Origin of the sequence: Pseudomonas sp. Leaf48 (assembly GCF_001421885.1) — a bacterium.
Taxonomy (GTDB): Bacteria; Pseudomonadota; Gammaproteobacteria; order Pseudomonadales; family Pseudomonadaceae; genus Aquipseudomonas.
Map to the genome: position 1 here is coordinate 115,756 of NZ_LMLH01000008.1, position 13,499 is coordinate 129,254.

At 46.8% G+C, this 13,499-nt stretch carries 10 protein-coding genes and 1 pseudogene; all 11 read left to right on the top strand.

The genetic code is table 11. From position 1 onward, the window contains the following. Positions 1 to 87 precede the first annotated feature (87 nt). The 11 genes and pseudogenes from ASE98_RS08250 (at position 88) to ASE98_RS08295 (ending at position 13,392) form a co-directional block, all read left to right on the top strand. Entirely contained in the window at positions 88 to 1,395 is a 1,308-nt protein-coding gene (locus tag ASE98_RS08250; RefSeq protein ID WP_060540884.1) for an EpsG family protein, read from the top strand. Beyond that, positions 1,392 to 2,642, top strand: coding sequence for a hypothetical protein (locus ASE98_RS08255; protein ID WP_060540885.1), 1,251 nt, complete (start codon positions 1,392 to 1,394; stop codon positions 2,640 to 2,642). Before ASE98_RS08250 ends, ASE98_RS08255 begins: the two co-directional genes overlap by 4 nt. Further along, positions 2,620 to 3,822: a glycosyltransferase family 4 protein gene (locus tag ASE98_RS08260; RefSeq protein WP_156465484.1), complete on the top strand. Its 1,203-nt coding sequence runs from the start codon at positions 2,620 to 2,622 to the stop codon at positions 3,820 to 3,822. The genes ASE98_RS08255 and ASE98_RS08260 overlap by 23 nt, the downstream gene beginning before the upstream one ends. Positions 3,823 to 3,924: 102 nt before the next feature. Next, positions 3,925 to 4,959 carry a polysaccharide biosynthesis protein gene (locus ASE98_RS08265; RefSeq protein WP_060540887.1) on the top strand — a complete coding sequence of 345 codons (1,035 nt, stop codon included), beginning with the start codon at positions 3,925 to 3,927 and terminating at the stop codon, positions 4,957 to 4,959. Positions 4,960 to 4,962: 3 nt separating this feature from the next. Then, the gene (gene wbjC, locus ASE98_RS08270; protein ID WP_060540888.1) at positions 4,963 to 6,075 is read left to right on the top strand and encodes a UDP-2-acetamido-2,6-beta-L-arabino-hexul-4-ose reductase; all 1,113 of its coding nucleotides are present in this window, start codon (positions 4,963 to 4,965) and stop codon (positions 6,073 to 6,075) included. A 27-nt stretch (positions 6,076 to 6,102) separates the two neighbouring features. After that, the gene (wecB, locus tag ASE98_RS08275) at positions 6,103 to 7,233 is read left to right on the top strand and encodes a non-hydrolyzing UDP-N-acetylglucosamine 2-epimerase (RefSeq protein WP_060540889.1); all 1,131 of its coding nucleotides are present in this window, start codon (positions 6,103 to 6,105) and stop codon (positions 7,231 to 7,233) included. Positions 7,234 to 7,238: 5 nt separating this feature from the next. After that, positions 7,239 to 8,459, top strand: coding sequence for a glycosyltransferase family 4 protein (locus ASE98_RS08280; protein ID WP_060540890.1), 1,221 nt, complete (start codon positions 7,239 to 7,241; stop codon positions 8,457 to 8,459). A 47-nt stretch (positions 8,460 to 8,506) separates the two neighbouring features. Then, entirely contained in the window at positions 8,507 to 9,103 is a 597-nt protein-coding gene (locus tag ASE98_RS08285; protein WP_060540891.1) for a sugar transferase, read from the top strand. After that, positions 9,100 to 9,726 (top strand): acetyltransferase, encoded by a 627-nt coding sequence (locus ASE98_RS25685; protein WP_082457506.1) that lies wholly within the window; start codon positions 9,100 to 9,102, stop codon positions 9,724 to 9,726. The genes ASE98_RS08285 and ASE98_RS25685 overlap by 4 nt, the downstream gene beginning before the upstream one ends. Positions 9,727 to 9,812: 86 nt before the next feature. After that, on the top strand, positions 9,813 to 10,991 hold the full coding sequence (locus ASE98_RS08290; RefSeq protein WP_060540892.1) for a DegT/DnrJ/EryC1/StrS family aminotransferase: 1,179 nt from the start codon (positions 9,813 to 9,815) through the stop codon (positions 10,989 to 10,991). A 306-nt stretch (positions 10,992 to 11,297) separates the two neighbouring features. Beyond that, positions 11,298 to 13,392 (top strand): annotated as a pseudogene (locus ASE98_RS08295) (polysaccharide biosynthesis protein). The last annotated feature ends 107 nt before the right edge of the window (positions 13,393 to 13,499 follow it).

Consider the following 13,499-nt stretch of genomic DNA (forward strand, 5'->3'; position numbering starts at 1 on the left):
TGGGCTGCTTATCAACGCCATTTCGACGCTGGTTTTGCTTAGATTTCTTGGTTTGGCAAAGTAGGCTGTGCCAATGTAGATGAGAAAATGGCTCCTGCGAAGTTGATTTTCATCTCAATAGAAAATTACAATCGTCAAGGGGTGCTATGGCCAGTTGCTATCAGGATGACCGTTGGTCAAGTAATAGTTTGGCGTAATGGAGATTTTGTTTTGTTTTATATCTGGTTAGCCATCGCATTAGTGCCAATGTATTTTTGCGAACTTGCTTGTGGTTCGCGAGTCAAAAGTTTCGGACTTTCAGTCTTTTTCGCATTTGTCTATTTTGTTATCGTAGCTGGATTGCGTGATGATACCGGTTACGATTGGTATGTTTACAAATTTATATATAAGGGAGTATCTGAGAGTGGCAGTTTGGCAGCTGCAATCTCGTTCGGACGAGATAACGGATCTGAGTTAGGTTTTTCGGTGTTTCTTTATGCTTTGAGCCTCCTCGGTTTGAGTTTTTGGTGGGTGCAGTTTTTGGTTGGTATCTTCAACTGCTACGCCTTCCTGAGGTTGAACAGTGTACTTGGAAGAGGGGCGGTGACCGGGCTATTGGTTTACCTATGCTGGTTGTTCCTTGTGCTGCAAATGGGTGTCTTAAGGATGTCTGTTGCGTTATCCTTTTTGTCTTTGGCATTGCTTTTTATACTAAAGGGGAAAAATGTAAAGTTTCTGTTGTTAGTTATATTGGCCTCGTTGTTTCATACCTTTTCTATCGTGATTGGTTTGCTGATGTTGTTGGCACGATTGTCTTTTCCTCGAACGATTACACTGTTTTTTTTGTTTCTGTTTGCTGTTATGTATGTTGCAGGCATCGATTTAGCTGGAGGTGTAGTTCAAGTTGTTTCAGGGGTTATGCCGGAGTTTGTTAGTTCGAAACTAAATTTCTATTTGATGTTGGGCCTAACCTATCAGAGAGGGGTAGGAGAGTTTTTATACAAGCTGGTTATGGTTTCTATGTATGTTTTCCTGGTGTTTCGGATTCAGCAAGATAAAAATGAAAAGCTAATGCTGAATTTGAGTTATATATATATGATCGCATTGTTGGCTTTCTGGAAGTATCCGATTTTTCATGATCGGCTTAAGTATTTTGCGTTGATGCCTTTATTTTATTTGTTCTTCACAATTATAATGCGAATGAAGGTTTTCAATAGGTTGGTTTGCGGCGTGGCTTTTTTGATGGTTAGTTTTATGGTGCTGTTGCATGAGGTTAGTGGGCCGCTGTTTTTTCCGTACACCCCCTATTACAACATGTATGAGCGGTGGTTGAGCGGAGAAGGTAATGATGGTGAAGAACGTACGCTAAAATATTATAAAGAATATGACTCTCAGTGGCTTGGGGGTGGACAATGAAAGGCGTTCTTTATATAGGGGTTTCATTTTCCGTAAAGATGTTTTGCGCGTTGGCGGTTTTACGGTTTTTGGCGATAAAGCTAGGCGCTGAAGGTTTTGGTTATATAACACAGTTTATGGCATTTATGGCGATTGTGTTTGGCCTTTCGTTAGGTGGGGCAATAAATTATTTGGTGAATAGGCTTTCGCAAACTAACGATGTGATTTCATCAGAAAAAGAGATTTCTGTTGTATTTTCCTATGGAATAATTTTTTTATTTTTACTCGCGTTATTGATGATTGGCTTCAAAGGTCATTTAGAAACGTATATTTTTTTTGGTGAGGTTAGTTGGTTTTTTTTATTGTATTGTCTGCTGGTGTTTTATATATCAAATATTTATGGTTGTTTGATGGCGTTGGCGTTGGCCAAAAAAAGGCTGAAGTTGTTCGCCTTTTCGAACGTTGCGGCGTCTATGGTGTATTTGTTTATTATTTTTGTTGCAGTGGAAACAGATTCTATTAAGGCTATCTACTGGATTATGCCTTTATCGTACGCCCTCCCTGTGTTGTTTTTAATCAGATCATTTCCAGAGCGTATTCGACTCGATTTCAAAGGGCTCTGTGTAGATGGTGGTTTTTTTGCGATCTTGAAGTATTGCGTCATAGTTTATGCCGGCCTCGCATCATTGCCATTCGTTGGGATCCTGGTGAGAGAATTGTTTCTCCAGCTCTATGGTGGAGTGGAACTAAGTAACTGGCAGGTTGCAGTGAAGTTTTCTGACACCATGCAGCAGTTCTATGGGTTGTTTTGCTCTGCCATTCTCCTTCCATATTTTACGAAAAATCTGGCGGCGATAAGTTGGTTTGGTTGGCAGAGAAAGTTAATTGCTATTTCAGTGGTTTATCTTGCTGTGGCGGTGAGTGTATTTTATCTTCGCGATATTATTGTGCACTTGTTGTTCGGTGGGGAATATAAAACTGCAAGAAATTATTTTTCTTATTATTTGATTGGTGATTATTTTAGAGGGGTTGCGTTATTTTGTTCGTTTACTTTAATATCTGCCGGGCGTTACAGCGGTGCATTGCTCTTCGAAGTGTTGCAAGGTGTTCTGTTTTTTGTATTCTATCACCTGTTGCAATCTCGTGGTAACGTTGAAGGGGTGGGTTTGTCCTATGTGGTTGCGTATGTGGTATGCGCTTCTGTAATGTGCATGTGGGTTTTTTGTTATTTTAAGAGGCGCCAAGTTGAAAATTCTAATGCTGTGTAGTAGTTACTCTCTTCAGAGTGGTCACTCTTGGTTGACGGATAGTTTGGCTGAGGAGCTCGCGCTTAATCATAGTGTGGAGGTGGTTTTTCTAGATTGGAGTGGGCAACATAAGCACTACTCTTTTGTTGAAAAAAATGGCGTAAAAATTCACGTGTTATCAGCTATGGTTGGTAATTTAAACGGAAGGGTTGGCCAGGTCTTAAAGTGGTTTCTTGCCGCGCGTCTAAATATTTCAAATGTTAAAAAGTACTTGTCTCAGTCACAATACGATCTGGTGATCAACTATTCGCCTGCCATGGTTATGCACCCCATATTCAAAGCTTTGAAACGAAGAGTCAAATCGTCATATCTTATACTTTGGGATTTTTTTCCAATTTATCATTTGCAGTTGGGTTTGCTACCTAATTGGGGGGCGCCCCTCTTAAAGTTTATCGAAACAAAGGCCTGTAGTGGTTATGATCGTATTGGTCTGATGTCTCCAAAAAATCTCGAATTTTTTAAGCGTAACTATAAAGTTAGGTCTGGTGTTCAGTCAGAAGTTTTATATCTTTGGGGCCCCAATGACATTCAAGTAAGAAATAAGCAGGTGTATCTTGAGGTGAGGGCATCGGAAGGGATCCAGGGCCAATTGGTCTGTGTGTTTGGCGGGCAACTTATCAAAGGGCGCGGAATTGATAAGTTAATCGAGTTGGCGATACATTCAAAAAAGAATGGAATCGACTCTGTTTTCTATATATTTGGTGATGGCCCGGAACGAGATGCAATACTCAATGATATAAAAGCAAATGATGTGTTAGATATCGTTCGCTATAAGGGGTTTAGACCTAGGGAAGAATATATGCGCTTTCTTAAAGGCGCCGATCTGGGTTTTGTATTTAATTCGGGGCACGTATCTGTGCCCACGTTTCCTTCGAAAGCTGTTGACTTTTTCAGAGCTGCCGTTCCTGTGCTTGCCTATGTAGAGGATGCTACCGACTTCGGAAGTATTCTTGAAGAGGAAATAAGGGGTGGTTGGAGTGCTTCGCCGAAGTCTCACTCTAAGCTAGTTGAGAGCTTTGAAGCTGCTTATAAGCTTTCGACAGATGAGCTGTTTCAGGTTGGGTGTTCAGGGCAGAAATGGTACCTTGAGAATTTGCAAGTGCGTAAAGCGTCGCATCACTTGACTGATGATCTAATTTGATGTGATTGGTATTGGCAATTGGCGATTGGCTGAGCTAGGATGAGTGCTAGCTGATAAGCGGATTTTTGCTTTAGAGCATATGAGATTGGACTGGGGAATAATATGTTTACAGATAAAACTCTAATGATCACCGGTGGTACCGGATCTTTTGGTAACGCGGTCCTTAAGCGGTTTTTAGATACTGATATTGCCGAAATCCGCATATTTAGTCGTGATGAAAAAAAACAAGACGATATGCGTAAGCGTTACTCCAGCTCAAAGTTGAAATTTTATATCGGGGATGTTCGCGATTATCAAAGTGTTTTGAATGCTTCGCGTGGTGTGGATTATATCTTCCATGCTGCAGCTTTGAAGCAAGTGCCTTCCTGTGAGTTTCACCCTATGGAAGCCGTTAAAACTAACGTTATTGGCACCGATAACGTATTGGAAGCTGCAATTCAAAATGAAGTCCGTCGTGTTGTTTGCCTGAGTACTGACAAGGCGGTATATCCAATTAATGCAATGGGTATATCAAAGGCAATGATGGAAAAGGTTATGGTGGCAAAATCCCGGAACGTCGATGAGGCTAAAACCGTAATTTGTGGTACGCGATACGGTAATGTTATGGCGTCTCGTGGATCGGTAATTCCGTTGTTTATAGAGCAAATTCGTGCGGGTAAGGCTCTGTCCATAACAGACCCTAATATGACGCGATTCATGATGACATTGGCCGATGCGGTCGAATTGGTGTTGTACGCGTTTGAACATGCAAATAATGGGGATTTATTTGTTCAAAAAGCTCCAGCAGCTACGGTAGAGGTCCTTGCACAGGCCCTGACGCAGATGGTCGGTAAACCTGAACATCCAATCCAGGTTATAGGAACTCGGCACGGCGAAAAGCTCTATGAAGCACTTCTTAGTCGCGAGGAAATGGCGTGTGCGGAGGATATGGGTGACTATTTCCGTGTCCCGCCTGACTTGCGGGATTTGAACTATAGTAAATTTGTTGAGCAGGGTGAGGAAAAAATTTCTCGAATGGAGGATTATAACTCTCATAATACCCAGCGTCTGGATGTAGGAGGTATGCAGCAACTATTGCTCAAGCTGGATTTTATGAAGGCCATCCAGCGTGGTGAAATTGTCACTCCGGAGGAATGATTGATGAAGGTACTAATCACCGGTGCCAGCGGTTTCATTGGCAAGAATCTTGCTGTTCATCTTCGCGAGCGCGCGGATGTCGAAGTGCTTTCATTCGTTCGCGGAGACGACCCGGCGTTGCTTGGGGGGTTAGTCGCTGAAGCTGATTGTATTTTTCACCTGGCGGGAGTTAATCGACCACAGAATCCGGACGAATTCGTAAGTGGTAATAGCGACCTTACGCGGATTGTTTGTGATGCCGTCGCGGCTAGCAACCGAAAGATATCTCTTGTATATACATCGTCAACTCAGGCTGATCAAGACAATCCATATGGTCGGAGCAAGCTCGAAGCGGAAAAAGCTTTGAGCGAGTTGGCTGATAAAAATCGGATCAACGTACACATTTTTCGTCTTCCTAATGTGTTCGGAAAGTGGGCAAGACCTAATTACAATTCAGCGGTAGCGACATTTTGTCATAATATTGCACATGGCTTGCCTATTCATATTCACGATGAAAGTGCTTCTCTTAATTTGGTTTATGTGGATGACGTAGTTCGTCATTTTATCGAAATTATGGATGGTCGTATTTCAAAAGAGTCGGCTGCCGTCGTTCAACCCGTTTATTCTACAACGGTAGGTGCATTGGCTGCTCAGTTACAAACGTTCCGCGAAAGCCGGTCGACGCTTATTAGCGAAGCAGTGGGTGAAGGGTTTGTCCGCGCTCTTTATTCAACGTATCTGAGTTATCTTCCACCCGAGTCTTTTACTTATGAGGTTCCTAAGTATGGAGATCCTCGCGGTGTATTTGTGGAGATGCTCAAGACAAAGGACTCAGGACAATTTTCCTATTTTACAGCATTTCCCGGTATCACGCGTGGCGGTCATTACCATCACTCAAAGACTGAAAAATTTCTTGTGATTAAGGGCACTGCAAATTTCCGTTTTCGTCATATTGATTCTGGAGAATTTTACGAGTTGCTGACGACAGGCGATTTGCCGAAAATTGTTGAAACAGTGCCGGGATGGACCCACGACATTACTAATGTCGGTAATGATGAGCTGATTGTGATGCTATGGGCAAATGAAATATTTGATCGTGAGCATCCGGACACCTATGCATTATCAGTGTGCCCTTGAAGCCTATCGATCAGGTAGAGGATTGTGATGAAAAAGCTGAAAGTAGTTACTGTTGTAGGCACGCGACCGGAAATTATTCGTTTGTCTCGTGTCATGGTCGCTCTCGACCGACACTGTGACCACGTCCTAGTGCACACCGGTCAAAATTATGATTATGAGTTAAACGAGATTTTTTTTCAGGACTTAGGGATCCGCAAACCTGATCATTTTCTGAACGCTGCGGGTGCCACTGGAGCCGAAACTATCGGTAATGTGATCATTAGTGTGGACCGCGTCCTGGCCGAGATTGAACCGGAGGCTCTGTTGGTCTTGGGAGACACAAATAGCTGTATGGCAGTCATTCCTGCCAAGCGCCGCAAGATTCCGACCTTCCACATGGAAGCAGGTAATCGCTGTTTCGACATGCGTGTACCCGAAGAGATCAATCGTCGTATTGTCGATCATACTGCGGATATCAATCTGACTTACAGTACGATCGCTCGTGATTACTTGCTACGCGAAGGTCTTTCGCCTGACATGGTAATCAAGACCGGCAGCCCGATGTTTGAAGTGCTCAATTATTACCGTGAGGGCATCGAAGCATCTGATGTCCTTGCTCGTCTCGGTCTTGAGAAGGGTAAGTTTTTCGTTGTTAGTGCGCACCGCGAAGAGAATATCGACTCCGATAAAAATTTCGGTAAGCTGGTCGCTTCTCTGAATGCAGTCGCCGATCATTATGGCTATCCCGTTATTGTTTCAACCCATCCACGTACCCAGAAGCGGGTTGACGCCATGGGTGTGAAGTTTCATGAAAATATTCGCCTGCTTAAGCCATTGGGGTTCAAGGACTATAACAAGTTACAGCTTGATTCCAAGGCAGTGCTTTCTGATAGCGGTACGATTAACGAAGAGTCTTCCATTCTTAACTTCCCTGCGTTGAATATTCGAGAGGCTCATGAGCGTCCAGAAGGAATGGAAGAGGCCGCAGTAATGATGGTTGGTCTTGAGGTTGAGCGGGTAATGCAGGGCTTGCAGGTACTGGAAGGTCAGGGCTGTGACGAAGAGCGCACTCTGCGTCTTGTAGCGGACTACAGTATGCCTAACGTCGCTGAGAAAGTGGTTCGAATCATTCACAGCTATCGTGATTATGTTATGCGAACTGTTTGGAGAAGGTACTAATACGAATGGCCATTCGTGTTTTGCTGTTCACTCAGTGGTTTGACCCTGAACCAACGTTCAAAGGGTTGGTCTTTGCTCGTGAGTTAGTAGCGCAGGGCTTTGAAGTCGAGGTTGTCACCGGGTTTCCAAATTATCCCGGTGGTAAATTGTATCCTGGCTATAGGATCAAACCCTTGCAGCGCGAACTTATCGATGGCGTCCATGTGACGCGGGTACCACTCTACCCTAGCCATGGGCAGAGTGGGGTCGGCCGACTCTTTAACTACATCAGCTTTGCAGCCAGTATTTTACTGTATGGTCTTTTTCGAGCGAAGAAACCGGATGTCATTTATGCCTACCACCCTCCATTGACGGTAGGTATTGCGGCGGCGCTCGTTCGTTTTTTTCGGCGTGTACCTGTGGTATACGATATTCAGGATATGTGGCCTGACACGCTTAAGGCCACAGGGATGTTTTCCAACGAGAAGCTCCTGAAAATTGTTTCTCGTGTATGTGATTGGGTTTACGGTCATGTAGATCAGATTGTCGTATTGTCCCCCGGTTTCAAGAACCTATTGATCGAGAGGGGAGTGCCTTCCAAAAAAATCGATATTATCTATAACTGGTGTGCAGAAGATGTGGTTCGTTCCACCTCGAGTATTCCACCGGCCAATTTCCCTGTCAGCACTGGGTTTCGAATTTTGTTTGCTGGAAATATGGGCAAGGCGCAGTCGCTAGATACAGTTATTGACGCTGCGTATTTGTTGCAGGAAAAATCCAGTCAAGTAACGTTTATCTTCTTGGGCGGAGGAATCGAAGCGTCCAGGCTGGAAGCACTCGCCAAAAGCAGACAGCTCGACAATGTATTCTTTCTCCCTGCTGTTCAGATGTCTGAGGTTGGAGCCTATCTGTCCAGCGCTGATGCCTTGTTAGTACATTTGAAGAAGGATCCCTTGTTCACCATCACTATTCCTTCTAAAACTCAGGCCTATATGGCAGCCGGTAAGCCTATCTTGATGGCGGTAGACGGTGATGCTGCCGATCTTGTGCGGGACGCCGGTTGTGGAATTGTCAGCGAGTCAGACAATCCGCAGGCTCTTGCGGACGCAGTGCTGGCCTTGATAAATGTCTCGGGACAAGGGCGCAAAGATATGGCTGAAAACGGATTGGCGTTCTATCACAGAGAGCTGTCCTTGCATGTTGGTGTCAAGCGTTTTGGTGAGCACTTCAAGCGTTTGTCAAAATGAACTCCAACGCTTTTCTCCAACAATAATTCGTCTTTCAAGGACCTCAGATGTCAAAACGCTTCTTCGATATTGTGGCATCCGTAGCCGGGTTGATTATCTTGTCTCCCGTGATTGCGATTGTCGCATACCTGATTCGCAAGCGATTGGGATCTCCGATTTTGTTTCGACAAGTCAGGCCGGGTCTCGGTGGTCAACCCTTTGAGATGGTTAAATTCCGTACTATGCGAGATGCGCTGGACGCCAACGGAAATCCGTTACCTGACTCTGAGCGAATGACAGATTTTGGCAGATTCCTTCGATCCAGCAGCCTGGATGAGTTGCCGGAGTTGTGGAACGTCATCAAGGGGGATATGAGTTTGGTGGGGCCTCGCCCGCTCTTGATGGAGTATCTGCATCTTTATGACGAAGAGCAGGTCCGCAGGCATGATGCGCGACCGGGGGTTACCGGGTGGGCACAGATCAATGGTCGCAATGCGTTGTCTTGGGAAGAAAAGTTCAGACTAGATGTTTGGTATGTAGACAACCGGTCGTTGTGGCTCGATTTAAAAATTATTTTTTTCACCATCAAAAAAGTTTTGATCAGGGATGGGATCAGCGCTGAGGGTGAAGTAACAATGACCAAGTTCACCGGGTCAAAAAAATGAAGAGATTGGCAATTCTTGGTGCGAGTGGACATGGAAAAGTTGTCGCTGACACGGCGGAGTGTTGTGGGTGGCAAGGTATAGAATTCTTTGATGATGCATGGCCACAAGTGTCTTGCATTGGGATATGGCCAGTCGTTGGAAACAGCAGCGACCTGCTACGCCGCGTAGGAGAGTTTGATGGAGTTCTTGTTGCGATAGGCAACAACAGTGTCCGTCAACGTAAAATTGACGAGCTGAAAGCGTCAGGAGCGCAACTTCCTGTTTTGCTGCACCCTTCTTCGATAGTAAGCCGCTACGCCAAGATCGGGTCGGGAACGGTCGTGTTTGCATCAGCAGTAGTCAATGCCTATGCGATCATTGGTGAAGGGGCAATTCTGAACACCGGTTGTAGCATTGATCACGACTGTCTTCTTGGGGCGTGCGTGCATGTCAGTCCTGGTGCGCGGTTGGCTGGTGCAGTAACCGTCGGCGACGGAAGCTGGATTGGTATCGGTGCCTGTGTCAGGCAGGTGATTAGCATAGGTTCTAACGTTGTGGTGGGGGCCGGAGCCGCGGTGATCTGCGATATATCTGATAACATGATGGTCGCAGGAGTGCCAGCTCGGACGATTGCGAGATCCTGAGTCTTTAATCATCGTTTACACGTTACTGATTGTTCGCCCTGGATTATTGGCGATTATTTATTAATTATGGTTAGCAGGTAAAAACCGTGTTGAATACCCCATTTTCTCCTTGGCCTTCGTTCACTGAGGAAGAGGCCAATGCCGTTCGCGACGTGGTGCTTTCCAATAAGGTCAACTACTGGACCGGGCAAGAGTGCCGCGAGTTTGAGAAAGAATTCGCCACATGGGCAGGCACTGAACATGCCATCGCCTTGGCGAACGGCACTGTTGCACTTGACCTTGCACTGAACGCGCTGGGTATTGGGCCTGGAGATGAAGTCATTGTCACGCCTCGCACCTTTCTCGCTTCAGTTTCCAGCATTGTCAATGCCGGTGCGATTCCGGTCTTCGCCGAGATTGACCGCGATACCCAGAACATCAGTGCACAGACGATCCAGGCCGTTTTGACACCTCGTACCCGGGGTATTATTTGCGTGCATTTAGCCGGGTGGCCTTGTGATATGGATCCGATCATGGAGTTGGCAGCACTTCATGATGTCAAGGTTATTGAAGATTGCGCCCAGGCACATGGTGCGAAGTATAAGGGACGCCCAGTAGGTTCGATTGGTCATATAGGCGCCTGGTCGTTTTGCCAGGACAAAATCATGACCACTGGCGGCGAGGGTGGAATGGTTACGACGAATGACCGCACGCTCTGGTTGAAAATGTGGGCATTCAAGGATCATGGCAAGAGCTGGGAAGCCATTTACGAACGCGACCATCAACCTGGCTTTCGGTGGTTGCATGAAAGCTTTGGTACGAACTGGCGGATGCTGGAAGTGCAAGGGGTCATAGGTCGGATTCAGCTACGTCGGATGGCGCAGTGGCGTGTTAGCCGAATCAATTATGCGGAGCGTATTTGGTCGCAGGCTCGTGAGCTGAAGGGATTGCGTGCTCCAGTAGTTTCCGAAAACTATGCTCACGCTGCCTATAAATGTTATGTATTCGTAGAGTCGCAGCAGTTGAAAACTGACTGGAACCGAGACCGTATTCTGTCCGAGATTTCTGCTCTTGGCGTTCCATGTTTCTCGGGCTCTTGCTCTGAGGTTTACCTCGAAAAGGCGTTCGACGACACAGGCTGGCGTCCACAAGTACGATTATCGATTGCGAAAGAGCTGGGTGAGACTAGCTTGATGTTCTTGGTGCATCCAACATTGACTGAGGCTGAAATCGAAAAGACCTGCGATGTGATTCGTTTAGTTATGCAGCAGGCCGTGAAGACTTAACCTGTCTGGAACCACACAATTTACTTTTGGCAAGGTAGTTCTTGCTAGTAGGGGGAGGGAAATGGCGAGCGACCGTTTAGTTCCGGGTTATCTGATCCCATTCTACTCAAGGTTTTCAGTCCTTTTCAGTAGTATCGGTAGAGGCTTGAATTCCTTGTGCGCGCTCGGTGATGCTGCTGTGGCTCCCTTTAGGTGCTATTGGGTTCAACGTTCACCAGATAGATTATTTCACAGTTACGAGAGCGTCGGAGACGAACACTCTTCAGCATGATTAATTGGTAGCAGTTCGAGGTGTACGACGGGGTTATGGATAAATTGCGCAAACTGTTACTTGAGCTGCCACGCCATCAAAAACGGCTTATTCAGGTTGTGGCAGACGTCGTTCTTGTGTGGGTAGCCTTATGGATGGCGTTTATTGTACGTCTGGGACCAGAGGAAATGGTCAGCCCGATTATTCAGCACGTCTGGCTATTTATTAGCGCTCCTTTGATTGCTATTCCTCTTTTCATTCGTTTTGGCATGTACCGTGCTGTCATGCGTTACTTTGGAAATGATGCGCTAATCGCCATTATCAAAGCCGTCACTTTGGCATCGTTGATCTTAGGTGTTTCGGTGTACTGGTACAGCAATCACCAGAACCTCGTCCCACGCTCAATCATTTTCAACTACTGGTGGTTGAGCCTGATCATGATCGGTGGTCTTCGCCTGGCGATGCGTCAGTATTTTTTGGGTGACTGGTGTCGTCCCACGCTCAATCATTTTCAACTACTGGTGGTTGAGCCTGATCATGATCGGTGGTCTTCGCCTGGCGATGCGTCAGTATTTTTTGGGTGACTGGTTCAGTGCGGCTCAGCATGTCCCGTTTACCAATCGGGACGATGGCTTGCCGAAAGTAGCGATTTACGGTGCGGGGGCTGCGGGTAACCAGTTGGTTGCCGCCTTGCGGATGGGGCGCGTCATGCGCCCGGTGGCGTTCATCGATGACGATAGCGGAATTGCCGATAGGGTTATATCTGGTTTACAGGTCTATAAACCCAAGCATATCCAGCAGATGATCGATAACACCGGAGCTCAGGAAATCCTGCTGGCTATCCCTTCTTCAAACCGTGGAAGACGGCGTGAAATTCTTGGATATCTCGAGGGTTTTCCGCTTCACGTTCGAAGCGTTCCCGGTTTCATGGACCTGGCCAGCGGGCGGGTAAAGGTCGACGACATCCAGGAAGTGGACATCGCTGACCTCTTGGGCCGGGATACGGTCCCGGCTCAGGGCGACTTGCTTGAACATTGCATCAAGGGACAGTCTGTTCTTGTTACCGGGGCCGGTGGGTCGATTGGTTCAGAGTTATGCCGACAGATTCTAGCCTTGCAGCCAACTACGCTGCTGTTGTTCGAGCACAGTGAATTCAATCTCTATAGCATCTTGTCCGAACTTGAACAGCGGATTGCACGTGAGTCTTTATCCGTCCGTCTATTGCCCATTCTTGGCTCCGTGCGCAATCCTGAGAAGTTGCTCGACGTCATGAAAACGTGGCGTGTAGACACTGTCTACCATGCCGCCGCGTATAAGCACGTTCCGATGGTTGAGCACAATATTGCCGAGGGTGTGCTAAATAATGTGATTGGTACACTCAATACAGCTCAAGCCGCGTTAATGGCGGGTGTTGCCAACTTTGTTTTGATATCGACAGATAAAGCAGTGCGCCCGACAAACGTAATGGGCAGCACAAAACGTCTTGCTGAATTGACACTACAGGCGCTCAGTCGAGAGCTAGCCCCAGTACTATTCGGTGACGACACTAACGTTTCGCGGGTGAACAAGACACGCTTCACCATGGTTCGGTTTGGTAACGTCCTCGGTTCGTCGGGTTCTGTCATTCCATTGTTTCACAAACAGATCCAGTCTGGCGGTCCGCTGACTGTTACGCATCCGAAGATCACCCGTTACTTCATGACCATTCCTGAAGCAGCGCAGCTGGTTATTCAAGCAGGTTCCATGGGGCAGGGCGGTGATGTTTTTGTCCTGGACATGGGCGAGCCAGTGAGAATCGTCGAGTTGGCCGAAAAGATGATCCATTTGTCCGGCTTGAGCGTCCGTTCGGAAAAAAACCTGCACGGCGACATCGCGATCGAGTTCACCGGGCTGCGTCCGGGCGAGAAGCTTTACGAAGAGCTGCTGATCGGCGATAACGTGGCGGCCACACAGCACCCGATGATCATGACGGCCAACGAAGATCACCTGTCCTGGGATTTACTAAAGAGCAAGTTGACCGAGCTGCTGGCTGCGGTGGATCAGGACGACTACACGCGCGTCCGCCAGCTGTTGCGCGATACGGTCAGCGGCTATGCCCCAGACGGGGAGATTGTCGACTGGATCTACCAGCAGCGCCGACTCGAGCCCTGATTGTTTCATATCCTGTAACGTACACATTTTTGACAGTCCCATGACATAGCCTAAGTTTAAAGTGCAGCTTTGGAAAAGCTACTTCACTCAATTCATGTCATGGAGCG